20 protein-coding genes are annotated in these 18714 nt (G+C 71.3%); 8 read left to right on the top strand and 12 right to left on the bottom strand.

The features are described from left to right. Nucleotides 1–96: 96 nt before the first annotated feature. Nucleotides 97–1119, bottom strand: a complete 1023-nt coding sequence (locus ACIBI5_RS46710; protein WP_397257311.1) for a zinc-dependent alcohol dehydrogenase family protein — start codon at nt 1117–1119, stop codon at nt 97–99. A gap of 180 nt (nt 1120–1299) precedes the next feature. On the opposite strand from ACIBI5_RS46710, the gene ACIBI5_RS46705 reads away from it, so the two are divergent. The 4 genes from ACIBI5_RS46705 to ACIBI5_RS46690 all read left to right on the top strand — a co-directional run bounded on the left by ACIBI5_RS46705 (nt 1300) and on the right by ACIBI5_RS46690 (nt 5092). Then, the gene (locus ACIBI5_RS46705) at nt 1300–2241 is read left to right on the top strand and encodes a sulfite exporter TauE/SafE family protein (RefSeq protein ID WP_397257124.1); all 942 of its coding nucleotides are present in this window, start codon (nt 1300–1302) and stop codon (nt 2239–2241) included. 360 nt (nt 2242–2601) lie between these two features. Further along, complete coding sequence (locus ACIBI5_RS46700) at nt 2602–3006, top strand: RrF2 family transcriptional regulator (protein ID WP_397257122.1); 405 nt, start codon at nt 2602–2604, stop codon at nt 3004–3006. Between the two features lie 226 nt (nt 3007–3232). Then, the gene (locus ACIBI5_RS46695) at nt 3233–3544 is read left to right on the top strand and encodes a hypothetical protein (protein ID WP_397257120.1); all 312 of its coding nucleotides are present in this window, start codon (nt 3233–3235) and stop codon (nt 3542–3544) included. 111 nt (nt 3545–3655) lie between these two features. After that, a complete protein-coding gene (locus ACIBI5_RS46690; protein WP_397257118.1) occupies nt 3656–5092 on the top strand; it encodes a Gfo/Idh/MocA family oxidoreductase in 1437 nt (478 codons plus the stop codon). A gap of 20 nt (nt 5093–5112) precedes the next feature. On the opposite strand, the gene ACIBI5_RS46685 is transcribed toward ACIBI5_RS46690, so the two are convergent. Together ACIBI5_RS46685 and ACIBI5_RS46680 are read right to left on the bottom strand one after the other, a co-directional pair. Next, entirely contained in the window at nt 5113–5868 is a 756-nt protein-coding gene (locus ACIBI5_RS46685) for a BTAD domain-containing putative transcriptional regulator (RefSeq protein WP_397257117.1), read from the bottom strand. 101 nt (nt 5869–5969) lie between these two features. Beyond that, nucleotides 5970–6908 (bottom strand): LysR substrate-binding domain-containing protein, encoded by a 939-nt coding sequence (locus tag ACIBI5_RS46680; RefSeq protein ID WP_397257115.1) that lies wholly within the window; start codon nt 6906–6908, stop codon nt 5970–5972. 113 nt (nt 6909–7021) lie between these two features. On the opposite strand from ACIBI5_RS46680, the gene ACIBI5_RS46675 reads away from it, so the two are divergent. After that, nucleotides 7022–7939 carry an NAD(P)H-binding protein gene (locus ACIBI5_RS46675; RefSeq protein WP_397257114.1) on the top strand — a complete coding sequence of 306 codons (918 nt, stop codon included), beginning with the start codon at nt 7022–7024 and terminating at the stop codon, nt 7937–7939. An 18-nt stretch (nt 7940–7957) separates the two neighbouring features. On the opposite strand, the gene ACIBI5_RS46670 is transcribed toward ACIBI5_RS46675, so the two are convergent. The 4 genes from ACIBI5_RS46670 to ACIBI5_RS46655 form a co-directional block, all read right to left on the bottom strand. After that, nucleotides 7958–9205, bottom strand: a complete 1248-nt coding sequence (locus ACIBI5_RS46670) for a serine hydrolase domain-containing protein (RefSeq protein WP_397257112.1) — start codon at nt 9203–9205, stop codon at nt 7958–7960. Nucleotides 9206–9325: 120 nt separating this feature from the next. Continuing rightward, nucleotides 9326–9652, bottom strand: coding sequence for a DUF1048 domain-containing protein (locus ACIBI5_RS46665; RefSeq protein WP_397257111.1), 327 nt, complete (start codon nt 9650–9652; stop codon nt 9326–9328). Between the two features lies 1 nt (nt 9653). Next, nucleotides 9654–10013 carry a DUF1048 domain-containing protein gene (locus tag ACIBI5_RS46660; RefSeq protein WP_397257109.1) on the bottom strand — a complete coding sequence of 120 codons (360 nt, stop codon included), beginning with the start codon at nt 10011–10013 and terminating at the stop codon, nt 9654–9656. After that, nucleotides 10010–10336 (bottom strand): PadR family transcriptional regulator, encoded by a 327-nt coding sequence (locus ACIBI5_RS46655; RefSeq protein WP_397257108.1) that lies wholly within the window; start codon nt 10334–10336, stop codon nt 10010–10012. Before ACIBI5_RS46655 ends, ACIBI5_RS46660 begins: the two co-directional genes overlap by 4 nt. A gap of 153 nt (nt 10337–10489) precedes the next feature. On the opposite strand from ACIBI5_RS46655, the gene ACIBI5_RS46650 reads away from it, so the two are divergent. Together ACIBI5_RS46650 and ACIBI5_RS46645 are read left to right on the top strand one after the other, a co-directional pair. Then, nucleotides 10490–11602 (top strand): MBL fold metallo-hydrolase, encoded by a 1113-nt coding sequence (locus ACIBI5_RS46650; RefSeq protein ID WP_397257106.1) that lies wholly within the window; start codon nt 10490–10492, stop codon nt 11600–11602. A gap of 64 nt (nt 11603–11666) precedes the next feature. Then, nucleotides 11667–13799: a prolyl oligopeptidase family serine peptidase gene (locus ACIBI5_RS46645; RefSeq protein ID WP_397257103.1), complete on the top strand. Its 2133-nt coding sequence runs from the start codon at nt 11667–11669 to the stop codon at nt 13797–13799. Here the strand turns inward: ACIBI5_RS46645 and ACIBI5_RS46640 are convergent. Continuing rightward, a complete protein-coding gene (locus ACIBI5_RS46640) occupies nt 13714–14685 on the bottom strand; it encodes a transcriptional regulator (RefSeq protein WP_397257101.1) in 972 nt (323 codons plus the stop codon). The genes ACIBI5_RS46645 and ACIBI5_RS46640 overlap by 86 nt on opposite strands. Before the next feature lie 58 nt (nt 14686–14743). On the opposite strand from ACIBI5_RS46640, the gene ACIBI5_RS46635 reads away from it, so the two are divergent. Beyond that, nucleotides 14744–15925, top strand: a complete 1182-nt coding sequence (locus ACIBI5_RS46635; RefSeq protein WP_397257099.1) for an MFS transporter — start codon at nt 14744–14746, stop codon at nt 15923–15925. Between the two features lie 3 nt (nt 15926–15928). Here the strand turns inward: ACIBI5_RS46635 and ACIBI5_RS46630 are convergent, their stop codons facing one another. The 4 genes from ACIBI5_RS46630 to ACIBI5_RS46615 form a co-directional block, all read right to left on the bottom strand. Further along, nucleotides 15929–16057: a hypothetical protein gene (locus tag ACIBI5_RS46630; RefSeq protein ID WP_397257098.1), complete on the bottom strand. Its 129-nt coding sequence runs from the start codon at nt 16055–16057 to the stop codon at nt 15929–15931. A 76-nt stretch (nt 16058–16133) separates the two neighbouring features. Further along, nucleotides 16134–16532 (bottom strand): hypothetical protein, encoded by a 399-nt coding sequence (locus tag ACIBI5_RS46625; RefSeq protein WP_397257096.1) that lies wholly within the window; start codon nt 16530–16532, stop codon nt 16134–16136. Between the two features lie 72 nt (nt 16533–16604). Next, nucleotides 16605–16988: a class I SAM-dependent methyltransferase gene (locus ACIBI5_RS46620; protein WP_397257094.1), complete on the bottom strand. Its 384-nt coding sequence runs from the start codon at nt 16986–16988 to the stop codon at nt 16605–16607. 34 nt (nt 16989–17022) lie between these two features. Continuing rightward, nucleotides 17023–18648 carry an FAD-dependent monooxygenase gene (locus tag ACIBI5_RS46615; RefSeq protein WP_397257092.1) on the bottom strand — a complete coding sequence of 542 codons (1626 nt, stop codon included), beginning with the start codon at nt 18646–18648 and terminating at the stop codon, nt 17023–17025. Nucleotides 18649–18714: the final 66 nt, after the last annotated feature.

Here is an 18714-nt window from a genome sequence, read left to right as displayed (position 1 = left end):
GCCCTCGGGACCGTTCCAAGGCGGCGGGTCAGCTCAACGTATGTCGCGGACCGTCCGGGAAGAACCCCTTCCGCCTGTCCTGAAGCGGACGGCGGGTCACGGCCGCAGCAGCACCTTGACGGCGCGGCGCTCGTCCATGGCCCGGTAGCCCTCGGCCGCCTGGTCGAGCGGGAGGGTCAGGTCGAAGACCTTGCCGGGATCGATCCGGCGCTCGCAGATCAGCTCGATCAGCTGGGGAAGGTACTGGCGTACCGGCGCGGGACCGCCGTGCAGGTGCACGAGGGAGAAGAACAGCTCGTCGCCCGGCAGGGCGACGTCGTGCGCGACGCCGACGTATCCGACGTGACCGCCGCGGCGGGTGGAGCGGATGGCCTGCATCATGGATTCCTGGGTGCCGACGGCCTCGATGACGCTGTGGGCGCCGAGCCCGCCGGTGAGTTCCTTGATCAGGGCCACGCCCTCGTCGCCGCGCTCGGTGACGATGTCGGTGGCGCCGAACGCCATGGCGAGGCGCTGCCGGGTCTCGTGGCGGCTCATCGCGATGACGCGCTCAGCGCCCAGTTGCCTGGCGGCGAGCACCGCGCACAGCCCGACGGCCCCGTCACCGACGACGGCGACGATCTTGCCGGGGCCCGCCTGGGCGGCGACGGCGCCGAACCAGCCGGTGCCCAGCACGTCGGAGGCGGCCAGCAGGCTCGGAACCAGATCCGGGTCGGGCGGACCGGGGGTGGCGACGAGCGTGCCGTCGGCGAGCGGGATGCGCGCCAGCTCGGACTGGGTGCCGATGGCTCCCATCATGACCCTGTGGACGCACCCGCTCTGGTAGCCCGACCGGCAGATCTCGCAGGTGTTGTCGCTTGCCACGAAGGAGCCGACCACGAACTGGCCCGGCCGGACGGTGCTCACCTGGCCGCCGGTCTCTTCGACGACGCCGACGTACTCGTGCCCCATCGGGGCGGGTCCGTCCGTCTTCTCGATGCCGCGATACGGCCAGAGGTCGGAGCCGCAGATACAGGTCGCCGCCAGGCGGATGATCGCGTCGGTGGGCTCGATGATCGCCGGGTCCGGGCGCTGTTCGACGCGGACGTCGCCTGGGGCGTGCAGCACTGCTCCCCGCATGGTGGGCTCCTTCATGGGCGGCTCCTTCCTTCCCTGTTTCCGCGGACGGGCCGGGGCACCTGAGCCCGGGAGGTTTCTTTGCCTCGGCAGGCGGTGTCCGAACCGTGACTTGACGTCCGCCCTTCCCACATTCACGCTTATATCTACTTGTTTAGTAGGAATTACAGGAAAGGGGATGTGGTGCGCGCACTCATCCTGCTCGGCCTGGTGGGATTAGCGGCCCAGCTCGTCGACGGCAGCCTGGGCATGGCCTATGGCGTCACCTCCACCACGCTGCTGCTGGCCATCGGCACCAACGCCGCAGCCGCGTCGGCGACCGTCCACCTGGCCGAGATCGGTACCACGCTGGCCTCCGGCATCTCCCACTGGCGCTTCAACAACGTCGACTGGAAGGTCGTCGCCAAGATCGGCGTCCCGGGCGCGATCGGCGCCTTCGCCGGGGCGACGTTCCTGTCGAGCCTGTCGACCGAGATCGCGGCGCCGATCATGTCGATCATCCTGCTCAGCCTGGGCGTCTACATCATCGTCCGCTTCACCGCCTTCGGGCTGCCGAAGGGCAATCTGGGCAAGCCGCTGCGCAAGCGCTTCCTGGCCCCGCTCGGCCTGGTCGCCGGATTCGTGGACGCCACCGGCGGCGGCGGCTGGGGACCCGTCGGCACGCCGGCCATTCTGGCCAGCGGCCGCATCCCGCCGCGCAAGGTGATCGGCTCGATCGACGCCAGCGAGTTCCTGGTCGCCATCGCGGCCAGCGTCGGCTTCCTGATCGGCATCGGCTCGGAGAACATCAACTTCGCCTGGGTCGGCGTCCTGCTGCTCGGCGGCGTGATCGCCGCACCCATCGCCGCCTGGCTGGTCCGGCACATCCCGCCGCGCATCCTGGGCTCGGCCGTGGGTGGCGTGATCGTGCTGACGAACGTGCGTACCCTGCTGCGCAGCGACTGGATCGACGCGCCCGGCAACGTCCAGGCCATCGCCTACATCGTCATCGCCGTCATCTGGGTTGCCGCGATCGTCTACTCGGTACGCGAGTACCGGCGCGACAAGGAAAACGAGTCGGTCGAGGCCATCGAAGCCGAACTGCGGCAGCGCGCGGCCGAAGAAGGGGAGAAGAGCCCCGCCTGATCATGCCAGTGACGCTTCCCGGCCGTGTCACCGGCCGGGACCGCGGGACCCGGCCGTCATACGACGCGCGGCCCCGCGATCGGGGACAAGCCGCGGGGGCGGTGATGATGAGGATGACACCGGCGGTACCGGCCGGTTTCGTGATGGCCGCGCCCGGCACGCCGAGCGCGGTCTTTCTGCTGCCGGTGGGGATGAGCGCGCCACGGCCACCCCCCACCGCCCCGGCCCCGCTCGTGAAGCACCGACCGCCACCCCCTTTGGCCCCTCACGACACCCGCACACCCCGTCAAGGACACCCCGACACCAAGGAGCCCCTTTCGTGAAGCCGAGCCATCACCCGCTCAGGCACCGGAGCGGCACATGACGCGCACCTCCGCCCGCACCCAGTACGCCCTGCGAGCCATGGTCACCCTCGCCGCGGCCGACGGACCCCTGACGGCCGGGCGCATCGCGGCCGGCCAGGACATCCCCCGCCGGTTCTGCGACAACATCCTGCTCCAGCTGCGCCGCGGCGGCCTCGTGATCAGCATGCGCGGCCCCGAAGGCGGCTACCGCCTGGCCCGCCCGCCCGAGACGATCTCCCTGGCCGACGTCATCGTGGTCGTCGAGGGCATCGACCAGGACCACGACCACTTCCCCGGCGCGGCCGCGCCCCTGGCCGCGGTCTGGAGCGAGATCCGCGAGCACGAAACCCGGCTCCTCGGCGAGATCACCCTCGCCCAGATCGTCACCACCTTCCGCGGTCACAGCACCCGCGCCTCCTGACCCCGCCACCGGCGGCCCGGAGACCGGGCCGCCGCGACGGCGCACGCGCGGGCGGGTCCGGCCACGAGCCGGAGAGGTTTGCCGGGACGCGCAGGGTTGACGTGCCACCACAGGCACGTATCTTTCGCTTAGGAAAGTTTCCTAAGAATTCCCTCTGCCGTACGCACCCGGAGTCAGGCCTGCACCGGGCGTACGGAAACATCCGCCACCAGCACGAGGAGAGGGTATGAGAAGAACCCTGCGCGCCTTGGCCGCGACCGCGCTCGCCGCGGGAGCCATCACCGTCGCGTCGGGCGCGCTGAGCCCGGCGTCGGCCCAAGCCGGTGACTGTGAGTACGCCATCGGCCAGAACTCGTTCTCCGCCCGATGCGCGACCAGCGGCCCCGCCTACGAGTTCCGCGCGTGGGTCCAGTGCGTCAACGGCCGCAGGGACGGCGGCTGGACGACGACCAACAGCGGCCAGTGGAGCAGCGCCGGTTGCGGACCATGGTGGATCGACCGCCTGAGCTACGGCCTGGACACGCGCCCGATCCCCTGACATCGACGAGGCGGTACCGCCGCGGCGATCGCCTTGCTCTCTGACACGCGACAGTTGACACTGCTCACTATCGGGGAAAAGTCGCTGTCCGCCCTCCAGGGAGTGATCGCCGTGGCCCCTCCGCATGCTCACACCCCCTCCCGCCGCCGATTACTGAAGTCCGGCATCGTCCTGGGTGCCGCCACGGGCATCGGCGGCACCACCGCCGCCGGCTCGACCGCCTGGGAACCCGTTCGCGACCCGCGCGAGAAGAGCATGGTCAACGTGCCGTTCGAGGGTTTCGAGAAGGTACGGACCGGGCTCATCGGGCTCGGCAACCGCGGCGGCGGCCAGGATCTGCGGTTCGCCGCCGTCTCCACGGTCACCGCCGTGTGCGACATCCGGCCCGAACGGGTCAGCCGCACCATCACCCGGATCATGGACCAGGGCTTCCAGGACGTCGAGCCGGTCGGCTACTCGGCGGGCGAGGAGGACTTCCTCAAGCTCGTCCAGCGCGACGACATCGACCTGATCTACGTCGCCACCCCCTGGGAGTGGCACTACCGCCAGGCCAAGGCGGCCATGGAACACGGCAAGCACGTCGCCGTCGAGTTGCCGATCTCCCCGCACCTGGACGAGATCTGGAACCTCGTCCGCACCTCGGAACGTACCCGCAAGCACTGCATGCTCCTGGAGAACGTCAACTACTTCCGGCCCGAACTGCAGATGTTCAACATGGTCCGGGCGGGCCTGTTCGGCGACCTGCAGCACGGTTCCGGGGGCTATGTCCACGATCTGCGCTGGCCGTACCTGTTCGGCGGCGCCTACCACCCCGAGCACTGGCGGCGGCGCTGGCAGACCCGGATGAACGCCCTGCACTACCCCATGCACGGCCTGGGACCGGTGTCGGCGTCCATGGGCATCAACCGCGGCGACCGCTTCGACGAACTGGTCGCCGTGGCGTCCCTGCCCAAGGCGCTGGCCCTGTTCCGCGAGGAGGACTCCCGGGTGGGCCCGGACCACTCGTCCTGGCAGGACAGACCGTACATCTCGGGTGACCGGCACACCTGCTTCGTCACCACCGCCGGCGGCCGGTTCATCCGGGTCGAGCATGACGTGAACTCCCCGCACCCGTACACCAGGGAGACCACGCTCACCGGGACCAGGGGATCGATCGAGCTCGACAACGCCCGGGTCTACCTGGAGTCACTCGGCCACAACGACCACGCGTGGCGGACCGGCGGCGCGTACACCGGCATCCTGAAGCAGCACGACCACTGGCTGTGGCCTTTGCTGGAACGGCTGGCCGGCCAGTACGGCGGGCACGGCGGCGGCGACTTCGTCTCCATCTTCCGCCTCATCCAGCTGATGCGGCTCGGCATGACCCCCGACATCGACGTCTACGACTCGGCGGCGTGGTGCTCGGTGATCCCGCTCAGCCACGAGTCGCTGAAGACCGAGCGGCTCCACGCGGTCAAGGTGCCCGACTTCACCCGCGGCCGGTGGAAGGAGCCACGGCCCACGTTCGACCGCCCCCAGCCGGAGGACCCGCAACTCCAGGGCAGATAGGCCGGCCGGCACTCACAGGGTTACCCGCGTGCGTCCAGAGCCGGGTCTCGCCTCAGCACCGCCTGGTGCAGGGTGCGCAGCGCCGTTCCCGGCTCGATGCCCAGCTCGTCGGCCATGACGCGGCGAATGTCCCGGTAGACGTCGAGCGCTTCCGAGGGGCGCGAGGCCCGGTAGAGCGCCAGCATCAGCTGCTCACGCGGTCGTTCCCGCAGCGGATGCGCGGTGACGTGACCGGCCAGCATCGGCATCAGCCCGTGGTGGTCGCCGACGGCCAGGCGCAGGTCGGCGTGGTCCTCCTGGGCGGCCAGGCGTTCCTCGTCCAGGCGGGCGGCCTCGGCACGGGCCCACGGAGCGCGGATGCCCGCCAGCGCCTCCCCCCGCCACAGGGTCAGAGCCCGGTGGAACAGGCCGTCCGCCGCCGTCAGGTCTCCCTGCGCCTTCGCGGCACGCGCCCGGCGCACCAGGAGCGAGAACAGCAGGGCGTCCACGTGCTCACGGGGAACGTTGAGCTGATATCCGCCGGAAACGGTGGCGATTCCCGCGTGCGGTGAGAGCAGGCCACGCAGTTTCGACACCACGATCTGTAACTGCTTGGCCGCCGTCGTCGCGGTGCTCTCGCCCCAGACCTGGGCGAGCAGGTGGTCCGCTGAAACCGGCTGCCCGGCGCTCAGCGCCAACCTGGTCAGGACTCCGACCCGTCGCGCGCCTGCCAGCGGGAGCCGCGTACCGCCTGCGCTGATCTCCCAGGGTCCCAGGACGTTGATCTGCATTCCCATCAGAGCGTGCTACCGCGACCTTTCCGTCCGCCTCCCGGTTGATTCCACTGTAAGGACGGGACGGGACGGGCAATGTCCGGTGAACGCCCGACATCGGCATCTCATGGCCCACCGGCGCGACGGAGTACGCGGCGCACGGCGCCCCGTAGCCACTGGTGGCCCCCGTCGGCGGTGTGGCGCGGGTGCCAGGCCATGCCGATCGTCAGGGGTGGCAACGGCAGCGGGATCTCCAGCAGACACAGCCCCAGAGCGTGCGCCGCGTCGCTGAGCGGTGAGGGAGGTTCGCCCGGCAGCGCGGCCGGAACCAGGCAGACCACGTCGCCGGCCGCGGCCAGCGCCATCGCCGCCAGATGTCCGGGCAGGACGGCGCTGACCCGCCGGGTCAGCCCCTCCTCGGCCAGGGCCGCGTCCAGCGGGCCGGTGAAGCGTCCCCGGCGGCTGACCGCCACGTGCTCGGCCCCGGCCAGCCTGGCGGGCGTCAGGGTTCCGTCGGCCAGCGGGTGCCCGGCCCTGACGCCGGCCGCCATTCGCAGCGTGACCAGCTCTTCGACCCTGGTCTCCGGGTCGACGTGGTCGATGGCCCCGATCTCCAGATCGATCCGGCCTTCGCGCAGCGCGGGGCCCGCCTCCCACTCCTCGGCCAGCACCCGCAGGGAGACGCCCGGCGCCCGGCGGCGGGCCAGGTCGAGCAGTCCCGGCGCGAGCGCCGTACCGACCAGGTCCGAGGCCTGCACGGTGAAGGTGCGCCGCAGTGCGGCGGGGTCGATCCCGCCGCTCGGGGTGAGCAACGCCTCCAACCGGCGCACCACCGCGGCGGCCTCGTCTTTCAGGGCCTCGGCGCGAGGTGTGGGCACCATCTTCTGTCCTGCCCGCACAAGGAGCGGATCCTGGAGCACCCGGCGCAGCCGGGCCAGGGTACGGCTCATCGCCGCGGGGGAGGTGCGCAGCCTCGCGGCGGCCCGGGTGACGCTCTGCTCGGTCAGCAAGGCGTCGAGGGCGACGGCGAGGTTGGCGTCGAGGTTCGGGTCCGGGCTGCTCACCGGCATCATTCCGTTTCAGGCAATGATTGGATGCTGAAGTTCCCATTGTGGCAATACCGGTGGGGTCCTCACGATGGGGGCTGTATCCATCCGGCACCCACCGCGAGGTTTTCATGATCGTCATTACCGCTCCCACCGGGAACATCGGCCGGCGGCTGCTGTCGCTGCTGGTCGAGGCCGCGCCCGCACGCGGAGAGGAGGTACGCGTCGTCGTCCGCGATCCCACCCGGCTCCCCGAGACCGTGCGCGGAAAGGTCAAGGTGGTCACCGGCTCGCACGGCGACGCGGCGACCGTCGAGCGCGCCTTCGCCGGGGCCGACGCCGTCTTCTGGCTGGTGCCGCCGGACGCCTCGCGCACGCCCGACGAGGCGTACAGCGGCTTCACCCGCCCGGCCGCGCGGGCGTTCGCCGCTCACGGCGTCGGCCATGTCGTCGGCGTCTCGGCGCTCGGCCGCGGCACGCCGCAGGCCGCCCAGGCCGGGCTGGTCACCGCCTCCCTGGCCATGGACGACCTGATCGCCGGCTCCGGCGTCGCCTACCGGGCCCTGGCATGCCCGTCATTCTTCGAGAACCTGCTGGAGGAGGCCGATGCGATCCGCGAGAACGGCGTCTTCACCGACACCGTCGCCGCGGACCGTCCGGCCCCGATGGTGGCCGTCGCCGACATCGCCGCGGCGGCGGCCGGGCTGCTGCTGGACCGTTCCTGGACCGGCGTCGGCAGCGTCCCGGTGCTCGGCCCGCAGGACCTGTCGCCCAACGACCTGGCCCGCATCATGACCGAGGAGCTGGGCCGTCCGGTCCGCTACGAGCGCCGGCCGCTCGACGAACTGCGGTCCACCATGCTCGGCCACGGCCTCAACGAGGCGTTCGTCGAGGGCATGGTCGACATGAAGCGTGCCAAGGACCAGGGTCTCGACGCGGGCGCCGGCCGCTCGCCGCAGGCGGGCCCGGCCACGGGATTCGCGCAGTGGTGCGCGCAGACCCTCAAGCCCGCCGTCCTCGCCGGGGCCGAGGCGGTCGATGCCCCCTGACGGAACGGGCCGTAGATTTCAGCCGAGGCAGGACCGGACGGCCTTGGCCAGGTTGGCCGCCCTCGGGTCGTCGGGCCGGAAGTTCCAGAGGTTCGTGACGTAGCAGAAGCCGACCTCGCTCTCGGGGTCGGCGAGGGCGATCGATCCGCCGGAGCCCGGGTGGCCGAACGACCCCGGCCCGATCATCGGCGCCGGCGGGCATGCTCGCCAGAACCCCAGCGACATGGAGAAGGAGCGGTCGGCCGGGATGTCCAGGCCGGGCGGCAGCCCGTACATCCGCGTCCTGTCGGTCTGGACCTCTGTCATCGTCTCGACCGCGGGCGGATCGAGCAGCCGTACCCCGTCGACGTCGCTGACCGTGGCGGCGTACATCCGCGCCAGGGAATGCGCGTCGGCGAGCATGTTCGCGGCCGGGAACTCGGCCGCGCGCCAGGCCCGCGTGGCGTGATAGCCGGAGGTGTTGTCCAGGGCCCCGCCGAGCTCGCCGGCGCGCATCTGGATCGAGCCCGGACTCCACATGGACTCGACCCACGCGGTGACCGTCGCCGCGTCGAGGCCGGTGGCCGCGATCATCCCGGCGAGCAGTTCCTCCACGCTGAACGCGTCGGCGTAGTGGAGGGCGGCCACCCGTTCCTCGTGCTCTTCCGGCAGCCCGATCCAGGCGCTCAGCCCGAGAGGGGCGGCCACCTCCTCGGCGAAGAACGTGCCGAGTGACTTGCCGGTGATGCGGCGCACGACCTCCCCGACCAGGAAGCCGTAGGTGACGGCGTGGTAGACATGCTCGGTGCCCGGCTGCCACAGCGGCTTCTGCGCCTCGATCGCACGGATGACCGGGTGCCACGCGCACGCCTGCTCGAACGTCAGCGGTCCGTCGAGGAGCGGGAGGCCGGCCTGGTGGGACAGCAGCCAGCGCACTTTGATCTCTTCCTTGCCGTGGGCGCCGAACTCCGGCCAGTACCGGGTGACCGGGGCGTCCAGATCCAGCTCACCGCGCTGTGCCAGCATGTGGGCGCAGATCGCGGTGGCGCCCTTCGTCGTGGACGCGACCTGGACGATCGTGTCCTCGCGCCACGGCCGGTTCGCCTCGCGATCGGCGAGGCCGCGCCACAGGTTGACGACGGGGCGGCCGCCCGCGTAGACGCTGCACGCCGCGCCGACCTCGCCGGGGGCGTCGAAGTTCGCGTGGAACGCGTCAGCGACCTTTCCCCAGCCTTCCTCGACGCCGCCGCCTTCGGTGGCGTGGTCGTTGCCCTGGTTGGTGGTCATGCGGATGTCCGTTCTCTCGTTCGGGGTTGTCTCTCGCTCTGACCTACGGCAGGCGCGCTCGTCCCAGGCGACGCCACGTCGTGGCCGGTCACCTGGGAGACGCGAGTCAGGCGATGGGGGTTACTTCCCGGTCGTGCCGTGTTCGCCGGTGAGAGATTCCTGGTAGATGTCGGCGTAGGTGGGCGTGTCCTTGATCAGGTCGTCGCAGAAGGCGGCCACGTCGTTGCCGATGAGCTGCAGGACGCCCTTGCCCGCCGCGACGCCTTCCTCGAAGAAGTCGACGATCCCGGGCAGCAGCGGCCCGTCGGGCAGGTCGACCGGCCCGACCTTGAAGAAGTACCGCTGCATCTCCTTGTAGACGATCTGGTAGTCCGGCGGCAGCGCCTTCACCCGCGCCAGGTGCGCCCGCCACTGCTTCTTGCCCTCGATGATGTCCTGGATGCCCACGTCAGCTACCTCCCAGCCGGCCCAGTTTCCTGGCCACGTTCCTGTTCAACTGCTCGCGCCAGCGATCGCGATAGCTGCGGGCCCGCTCGCCGCCGGCCAACGCCGCGCAGAAGCCCGCGATGTCGTCGCCCAGCACGTCGCCGACGCGCTGCCCCTCGGCCGCGGACTCTTCCAGCAGCCCCAGCACGCCATCGACGATCGGCATCAGGTTGCGCCCGGTGAAGTCCCCGTGCAGCATCAGATGCCCCTTGATCTCCTCCCACGCCGCCCGATAGTCGACCGGCAGCGTCTCGGCCCGAGCCTCGAACGCCTTCCATTCCCTGGTGAGATCACTGCCCGTGATGGTCTCCCAGAAGTTCATCTCCCACCCTCCTTGAGCGTGTCGATCCGTGATGTCACGTACTCCCACTTCACCCAGAACCTCGCCAACTCCGCGCGCCCGGAGTCGTTGAGCGCGTAGAACTTACGCGGCGGACCCTGTCCGGACGGCCGCTTCGTCACCACGACCAGCCCGTTCCTCTCCAGCCGCAGCAAGATGGTGTAAACCGTCCCCTCCACCACATCGGCGAAGCCCAGCTCGTTCAACCGGCGGGTGATGGCATACCCGTAGGTCTCCTCGCCGCCGATGATCTCCAGCACGCAGCCCTCGAGCGTGCCCTTCAACATCTCCGTCAGGTCGTCCATCGCGGTCCTCTTCGCTGCCTTGGTACTTTGTAGTACCGAGTACCACTACACAGTACCACAGAGTAGCGGCGTAGGTAGACATCACCGACGCGAAGGCGCGCGCAGTCGTGGAAGCGTCATCTCGTCGAGGTCACACCGAGGAGAGGAACTTCTGTGAACGATCACGAAAACGCCCGTACTCCAGGTCCGGTGACCCGGCGGACGCTCCTGCGCTCCAGCGCCATCGCCGCCGGCATCGCCTCGGTCGGAGCACTCTCCCAGCCGGCACCCGCGCGGGCACGTACGCCCTCCGGCGGAACCGACCTGGTACTCCTGGGAACCGCGGCCGGGCCGGCGCCTTCGAGCGGGCGCTTCGGCATCGCCAGCGCGCTCGTCGTCCGGGGCAACGTGTACATGGTCGACTGCGGCCGCGGGGCGGTGTCGCAGTACATGCGCGCGGGCCTGGACCCGGCCCGGCTCAAGGGCGTCTTCGTCACCCACCTCCACGCCGACCACATCGCCGACTACTTCAACCTCGCGATGTACATGGCTCCCGCGATCCTGTCCCAGACCGGCGCCATGCCGCGCATCGACGTCTACGGCCCGCCCAGCGCGGGCGCCCTGCCCGACGTTCCCGGCGCGCAATGGGTCGCCCCGCACCGCCCGACCCCCGGCCTCGCCGACCTGACCAGGCTCTCCAACGAAGCCTTCGCCTACTCCAGCAACACCTTCATCGCCGAGAAGATCGGATTCGACCCGGCCGCCGCCCTCCGCGTCCATGAGATCGAACTGCCGGACGTGGGCGCGTCCCCCATCGGCGACACGGCACCGGCCATGCGGCCCTTCCCCGTGATGAGCAACGACGACGTCAGGGTGACGGCCATCCTGGTCTCCCACGGCGTCGTCTTCCCCAGCCTGGCGTACAGGTTCGAGACCGAACACGGCAGCGTGGTCTTCTCCGGGGACACCACGCTGACGCCGAACATCCCCACCCTCGCCGACGGCGCGGACATCCTGGTCCACGAGGCCAACGATCCCCAGTGGTGGCACGAGCACGGAGCGTCGGAGCACTTCGTGGAGCACATGCGCGCGACGCACACGGACGTCCTCGACCTGGGCACGGTGGCCCGGCAGTCGGGCGTCGGCTCCCTTGTGCTGAGCCATATCGGAGATTTCCAGCCGCACGCGCAGTGGCAGGAGCGCGCCCGTACCGGCGCGCAGAAGGCGGGATACCGCGGCAAGATGATCGTGGGGAAGGACCTCATGCGCCTGCACGCGCGGCGCTGACCTCACCTTTCGCCCTCCCGCGAAACCTTACCGCCCGGGCCCGGGAACCCGATGAGATCCCCGCATGGACACGCTCCCCGCACAGCTCGCCCGGACCATGCGGTTCACCCTCGGCTCCCCGCGCCACATCACGGTCCGCCCCGACGGCCGCTCCGTGTACTTCGTCCGGAGCAAGGCGGGCGACGATCCGGTCTCCTGCCTGTGGGCCCTCGACTGCGCGACCGGCGAGGAACGCCTCCTCGTGGACCCCGCCGACCACGACGCGCCCCCTCCTGCGGCGGAACTGGCCCTGCGCAGGCGTAGCAGGGAGACGTCCTCCGGAATCGTCGCCTTCGCCGCCGACGGCGCGGGCGAACTGCTGGCGTTCGCGCTGGCGGGCGAGCTGTGGACGGTACGCCCGGCCACCGGCGAGGTACGCCTCCTGAACACCCCCGGCCAGGTCGTGGCCCCGCGCCCCGACCCGGCGGGCCGGCGGATCGCCTACGTCAGCCGGGGCGCGCTGCGGGTCCACCACGACGGCCACGACCACGCGGTGGCCGAGCCGGACGGCGAGGAGATCACCTTCGGCCTGCCCGAGTTCGTGGCGGCCGAGGAGATGGGCCGCGACCGGGGCTACTGGTGGGCGCCGGACGGCCGATCGCTGCTGGTCGCCCGCGTCGACAACACACCCGTCCAGCGGTGGTACCTCGCCGATCCCACCGACCCCGCCGCCCCGCCCGTCACCGTCCGCTACCCGGTCGTCGGCACGGCCAACGCCGACGTCACCCTGTGGCTGGCACGTCTCGACGGCGCCCTCGTCCCCGTGGCCTGGGACACCGGGGCCTTCGAGTACCTGACCGCCGCCGGATGGGACGCCTTCGGCCCGTACGCCGCCGTGCAAAGCCGTGACCAGCGGCGCCTGCGGATCCTCGGCATCGACGGCGAGACCGGCGCCACCGAGGTGCTGGCCGAGCAGCACGACGACGCATGGGTACGGCTCGTGCCCGGACTTCCCGCCCGCACCGCGGCCGGCGTCCTCGTGACCAGCGCCGACGTGGAGGACACCCGGCGGCTCCTGCTCGCCGGGCAGCCGGTCACCCCGGCCGGTCTGCAACTGGACGAGGTGGTCGCGATCGACGGCGAGACGATCCTGTTCACCGCCTCCGACGAGCCCACGCAGGTCCACCTGTGGGCGTACCGGCGGGACTCGGGGCTGCGGCGGCTGAGTGAGGAGCCCGGCGTGCACACCGGCACCTCGTCGGGGTCCACCACGGTCGTGATCTCCCAGACCCTGACCCACCACGGGGCCAAGATCATGGTTTGTCCGGCGGACGGGCCGCCCGTGGAGATCGCCTCGCGGGCCGAGCGACCCGTCCTCAAGCCTGATCCGCGCCTGCTGAAGCTCGGGCCGCGAGGGCTGCGCGCCGCCCTGTTCCTGCCCTCGTGGCACCGGCCGGGCGACGAACCGCTGCCGGTTCTCATGGACCCCTACGGCGGGCCGGCCATGCGCAAGGTCATGGCGGCGCGGACCTGGTGGACGTACGTGTCGCAGTGGTTCGCCGAGCAGGGTTTCGCGGTCCTGGCCGTCGACGGCCGCGGCACTCCGGGACGTGGGCCCGCCTGGGAGATGGAGCTGCGCCACGACCTGGCCGGGCCGGTGCTGGCCGACCAGGTGGAGGCGCTGCGCGAGGCGGCCGGGCAGGTGGCGGGGCTCGACCTGACCAGGGTGGGCGTTCGCGGCTGGTCCTTCGGCGGCTTCCTGGCCGCGACGGCCGTACTGCGCCGTCCTGACGTCTTCCACGCCGCCGTCGCCGGCGCCCCCGTCACCGACCAGCGGATGTACGACACGCATTTCCGTGAACGCCACCTCGGTCACCCCGCCGAACATCCGGAGGCCTACGACCGCTGCTCCCCCATCCTGGAGGCGGCCTCCCTGACCCGGCCGCTGCTGCTGATTCACGGGCTGGCCGACGACAACGTGGTCGCCGCCCACTCCCTGCGGCTGTCGGCGGCGCTGCTCGAAGCGGGCAGACCGCACGAGGTCCTGCCCCTGCCCCGGGCGAGCCACCTGGTCGTCCGGGAGAACGTGCTCCGCCACGAGCTGGACTTCCTGCGCCGGGCCCTGAACCTGCCTACGGATACTGGCTTTCGACCAGGGCCCGGCCAAGATCGGTGCGGGAGTAGAGGACCGAGCGGCCCACCCGCCGTCGCCGGATGAGGCGCGCGTCCAGGAGAACCTTGAGGTGGCGCCCCACCGAACCGAGTCCCTGCCCGGTCAGCGCCACGAGCTGGGTCGTGCTCTTGGGACCGGCGAGCAGGACGAGAACGCCGGCCCGAGCCTGTCCCAGCAGCTTGGTCAAGGCATCGGGCACCGGCACCCGCTCACCTTCGGCCAGCGCACCCCGGCAGGGGTAGATCACGGCATAGCGGTGGGGCAGGCGCCAGCTCACCCAGCGTCCGCAGCCCGGGGTCACCGGCACGAACAGCAACTGGACGCCGGACAGCTCCCGGGGCGGGTTGTCGTGCGCGTTGATCTGCAGGCGGCCCTCTCCCAGCCAGCGCATCCCGGGCCGCATGCCGTCCAGCACCGCGGCCCACCCGCCCTGGCTCAGCCGCTCCGATCTGACGGCGATGTCCGCCTCGACGACCCTGCGACGCCGCGGCCAGGAGGGCGACACCGTCTCCCGCCACACCCACGCCAGGAGGCCGGCGGCACGTTCTCCCAGGTCGGCGCGGTGCAGCGGGGTGGGAAGCGGCCCGCCGAGCGACACCTCCAGGTCCGCGTGGATGATCTCGGCGGGTGTCTCGCGCACGCGCTCCAGCTCGTCTTCGAACCTCGCCGCTCCGTCGTCGTCAGGCGTGGGGATGAGGAAGTCGGCGATCCAGTGACGTCCGAGCGCGGCGCGGAGCAGCAGCGCGCTGATCGGATCATCGGACATGCGGCGCCGGTAGGCGGGCCGGTGGGCATCCAGCCACGCGCGCTCACCCGGATGCGCCGCGCCGCCGTTCTCCAAGGTCAGCAGGCTCGCGGTGGTCTCGGCCAGCGCGGACACCACGAACCGGCTCCTGGCGAGGGTGTCGGCGTTGACTTCCCAGTAACCCATGTTTCGCTCCCCCGCGAAACCTTACCGGCCCGGCCGGCGGCACCGATGAGATTCCCCCATGCGTACGTATGGGGAGCTCTTCCGGGTGCCGGAGTTCACGCCGCTGTTCGCCGCCTCCGCCGCGCAGACGATGGCCTCGACGGTGAGCGGACTGGCGCTGGGCACGCTCGTCTACGCGGCGACCGGCTCGCCACTGCTCGCGGCCTTGAGCATGTTCGGTCCGTCGCTGGCCCAGGTGGTGGGCGCGACGGCGTTGATGTCCGCGGCCGACCGGCTGCCGCCGCGCGCGGCGCTGAGCGCCCTGGCCGTGGCCTACGGCATCGGCACGGCCGTCATGGCGGTTCCCGGCCTGCCGGTGTGGTCGATCTTCGCCGTCCTGTTCTGCCTCGGGCTGATCGCGTCGCTGAGCGGCGGGGTGCGTTTCGGGTTGCTGAACGAGATTCTTCCGGGGCACGGGTACCTGCTCGGCCGATCGGTGCTCAACATGTCGGTGGGCCTGACGCAGATCTGCGGGTTCGCCCTGGGCGGGCTGCTGGTGACCGTGGTGTCGCCGCGGGGCGCCTTGCTCGCCGCCGCGGTCCTCGCGCTGGCCGCCGCGCTGATCTCGGGTTCGGGACTGTCCCGGCGGCCGGCTCGTGCCCCCGGCCGCCCTTCGGTCGCCGCCACCTGGCGCACCAACGTGCGGCTGTGGTCATCGGCGCCTCGCCGGTACGTCTATCTGGCGCTCTGGGTGCCCAACGGGCTGATCGCCGGCTGTGAGGCGCTTTTCATCCCGTACGCGCCCGGGCACGCGGGCCTGCTCTTCGCCCTGGCCGCGTTCGGCATGCTGACCGGGGACATGCTCGTCGGGCGGTTGCTCGCCCCGCGGTGGCGGGAGCGGCTCGCCGTACCGCTGCGGCTGCTGATGGCCGTGCCGTACCTGATCTTCCTCCTGGAGCCCGCGCCGCTGCCGGCGGCGGTCGCCGTCACGCTGGCCTCGGCCGGCTTCGCGGCAAGCCTGCCGCTGCAGGAGCGGCTGATGGCCCTGACCCCCGCCGAGGTCCGGGGGCAGGCCCTGGGGCTGCACGCGTCGGGGATGACGACCCTGCAGGGTGCCGGGGCCGCGCTGGCCGGGGCCGTCGCTCAGCACACCTCTCCCGCTCTGGCCATGTCCGTGATGGCGATGGCGTCGGTCCTGGTGACGTTGTGCCTGGTACGCGGGCTGCGACCCGGCGTCGGAGACCTGGTCAGGCCCGCGTGACGCTCAGATCGGCGCCCGCGTGGAGATGGGGCCGATCGGCGCAGGCGCGGCCGGATCGTGCGGGGCTCGCCTGAGCACGGCCCCCGCCACCAGCGCCGCCATGCCGGTGCTCACCAGCGCGCCGACCGCCACCGCCGCCGTGAACCACGGCGACGCCTCCTCAGCCCTATCGCCAGGAGCGCCGCCACGGCCAGCCAGGCGATCGCGTTCAGGATGGCTGCCACCGCGAGTGACTTGCCGGCGGCGCGTAAGGCGTCCGCCAGCTGGGGAGATGCCGCCGCGACAAGGGGCACCCTGCCGGAACGGCGACCAGAGCCGCCGCCATGACCACCTGCCCTCTGATCGCCCGCGCCGCCGACCGGTCCGGGGCGTGCTTTCCCACGGCGCGTACCCTCACGGCGAGTTGCCAGAGCGACAGCAGCGCCAGAAGCACCGCCATGGCGAACAACGCCGTGCCCGTCCGGCGCAGTTCGGCGGCGATCGCGCCCGCTCCGGCCGCCTGCGCCCACACGCCGTGCAGGCCGGCCGCGTCGCGTACACCCGGATTCCACAACAACCACAGCACGCACGCGCCGACGGCCAGGATCGCCGGGAGTGGTACGCGCAAGGGCCTGGCGCCGGGAACGCGCCGGCCCCAGCACGACCTCCGCCACGATCCGCAGCATGCCCCTGCCCCGCCTCACGCCTGCCCCCAGGCCACTCGCCTGAACCCTGCCTGTTCGACCCGGCGCAGCGTGGCGAGCTGCTCACGCAGCGCGTCACGTCCGCTCTCGGTGATCCGGTACGGCTTGCGCCGCTCCTGCTCACATCCTCGTCCGGCGGCATCCAGGAGCGCGCGATCGAGGAACAGGGTGCGGACGGCGACCTGCTCGGCCATGACCTGCGGGAAACGTGCGGTTGCCGGAGAAGGCCCGGCGGCCCAAGGGGTGAACGCCGGATCGACGGCCCGGAAGAAGTGCCGCGCGTAGGGGTCATCGAACAGCCGGTCCGGTCGGCTGCTCTCCTGGGCGCGCAGGAGAGCCACGCCCAAGGCGGTCGCGCCGATTCCGGCCAGGCTCGTCACGGGGTTGTCCGGTTCCTCTTGTTGGCAGGCGGTGTCACGGGTGGGCGCCCAGGGCGCGGAAGTAGTCGTGCACGGGTGTGAGGCCGAGGTCGTCGCCGCGGAAGCCGACGTACTTGTCCGGGCGGATCAGATACAGGCTGGGGCGGCGCACGCCGTAGCGGTTGTGCGCCTCGCTGCGCAGGTCGGCGAAGACTCCGTCCAGGGGGTCGGGCGGCAGGTGGCCGCGGGTGATGAGGTGGACCTCGCCGTGCCCGGCCATCGCCTCGTGTGCGGAGGCCTGCCAGGCGGCCAGGGTGGTGGGGTCCGTCGTGTCCGCCGCGAACAGGATGAGGTGGTGGCCCGGCGGCCGGAGGATGTGGCGGAGCGCCACCGGCCCTTCATGGTTCTCGACGTAGGCGTCGCGTACCAGTTCGCCGGCTTCGGGTCCGGTGCGGGCGAGGTCGCTCCACGCTCTGGCTGGTGATTCGTGCCAGCGTTCGAAGACGAGGTCGCTGTCGCGGTAGTGGACGAGGTGTTCGCCGAAGGCGTTCGACAGCCGTTGCTGCACGGGGTTGAGCCGGCCGAACAGGCGCAGCGCGTGCCGCCTGGCCCTGCGGGCGATCAGCGTGCTGCCGGTGGCGACCTTCGTCGTGGCCGAGGTCGCCTCGACCACGGCCTTGATCACGGGCAGGCGTTCGGCCTGATAGCTGTCCAGGAGGGACTCCTCGGCGCGCCCGGTGACGACGAGCGCGAGTTTCCAGCCCAGGTTGTAGGCGTCCTGCATGCCCGTGTTCATGCCCTGGCCGCCCACCGGGCTGTGGCTGTGCGCGGCGTCGCCGGCCAGCAGGACCCGGCCCTGGCGCAGGCGGTCGGCCAGGCTCTCGCGGGCCACGAACGACGAGCTCCACTGCAGATCGCGTACGCGAGAGTCCAGCGGCGTGCGTTCGGCGACGTAGGCGGCGAAGTCGTCCAGCCCCGGAGTCTGCGGCGGCCGGTCGTCCGGCGTGTTGGCCAGGATGCGCCAGTAGCCCCCGACCATGGGGAAGACGGCCACGAGGCCAGACGTGCCGAAGTAGACATGGAAGCGGTCGCGGGTGAGCGGCCAGTCCACGGCGACGTCGCCCAGGATGAACCCCCACTTCAGGTCGGCTTTCTGCCGGGTGATGCCCGCCGTTTCTCGCACGGTGCTGTGGGCGCCGTCGGCGCCGATCAGCCATCCGGTTTCGTACCGTTCGCCGCGTCCGTCCTCGTGGCTGAGCTCCACGCTGACGCCCTTTTCGCCGGCCCGCAGCCCGGCCAGGCGGGTGCCCCATTCGATGGTGACCCCCAGCTCCTGCGCGCGCTCGCGCAGCAGCGCGACCGTCTGCCACTGCGGGATGCACAGGTCCAGCGGGAACGGGGAGTCCACGGCCGTCACGTCCATCTCGGCCAGGGCGGTCGTGCCCTGGTAGAAGTTCAGCGTGTGCAGGGGTATGCCACGTTCGATGGCGGTTTGGGCCAGCCCGAGATCGTCCAGCATCTCCAGCGTTCTGGCAACGATCGACACCGCGCGGCTCTCCCGATGGTCGGCGCGCCCGGCGTCGATGATCCGTGGGATCACTCCCCGCCGTGCCAGGTCGATGGCCAGCACCAGGCCGGTCGGCCCCGCGCCGACGATGAGAACATCCGCTTTCGCCGTCACAAACCCACCCTCTTAGAACGAATGATCGTTCTTTTTAGAAGAGCACGGCTGGGTCGTGACCGTCAA

The organism is Nonomuraea sp. NPDC050540, assembly GCF_044457485.1.
GTDB lineage: Bacteria > Actinomycetota > Actinomycetes > Streptosporangiales > Streptosporangiaceae > Nonomuraea.
The sequence above is the reverse complement of the archived record's forward strand: the minus strand, read 5'-3'. Positions and strand labels throughout refer to the sequence as shown.

Excerpts from the sequence above, each read along its gene's own strand:
- ACIBI5_RS46710 (WP_397257311.1), bottom strand. The coding sequence starts at position 1,119 with ATGCGGGGAGCAGTGCTGCACGCCCCAGGCGACGTCCGCGTCGAACAG.
- ACIBI5_RS46700 (WP_397257122.1), top strand. The coding sequence starts at position 2,602 with ATGACGCGCACCTCCGCCCGCACCCAGTACGCCCTGCGAGCCATGGTC.
- ACIBI5_RS46695 (WP_397257120.1), top strand. The coding sequence starts at position 3,233 with ATGAGAAGAACCCTGCGCGCCTTGGCCGCGACCGCGCTCGCCGCGGGA.
- ACIBI5_RS46685 (WP_397257117.1), bottom strand. The coding sequence starts at position 5,868 with ATGGGAATGCAGATCAACGTCCTGGGACCCTGGGAGATCAGCGCAGGC.
- ACIBI5_RS46675 (WP_397257114.1), top strand. The coding sequence starts at position 7,022 with ATGATCGTCATTACCGCTCCCACCGGGAACATCGGCCGGCGGCTGCTG.
- ACIBI5_RS46670 (WP_397257112.1), bottom strand. The coding sequence starts at position 9,205 with ATGACCACCAACCAGGGCAACGACCACGCCACCGAAGGCGGCGGCGTC.
- ACIBI5_RS46660 (WP_397257109.1), bottom strand. The coding sequence starts at position 10,013 with ATGAACTTCTGGGAGACCATCACGGGCAGTGATCTCACCAGGGAATGG.
- ACIBI5_RS46655 (WP_397257108.1), bottom strand. The coding sequence starts at position 10,336 with ATGGACGACCTGACGGAGATGTTGAAGGGCACGCTCGAGGGCTGCGTG.
- ACIBI5_RS46645 (WP_397257103.1), top strand. The coding sequence starts at position 11,667 with ATGGACACGCTCCCCGCACAGCTCGCCCGGACCATGCGGTTCACCCTC.
- ACIBI5_RS46640 (WP_397257101.1), bottom strand. The coding sequence starts at position 14,685 with ATGGGTTACTGGGAAGTCAACGCCGACACCCTCGCCAGGAGCCGGTTC.
- ACIBI5_RS46635 (WP_397257099.1), top strand. The coding sequence starts at position 14,744 with ATGCGTACGTATGGGGAGCTCTTCCGGGTGCCGGAGTTCACGCCGCTG.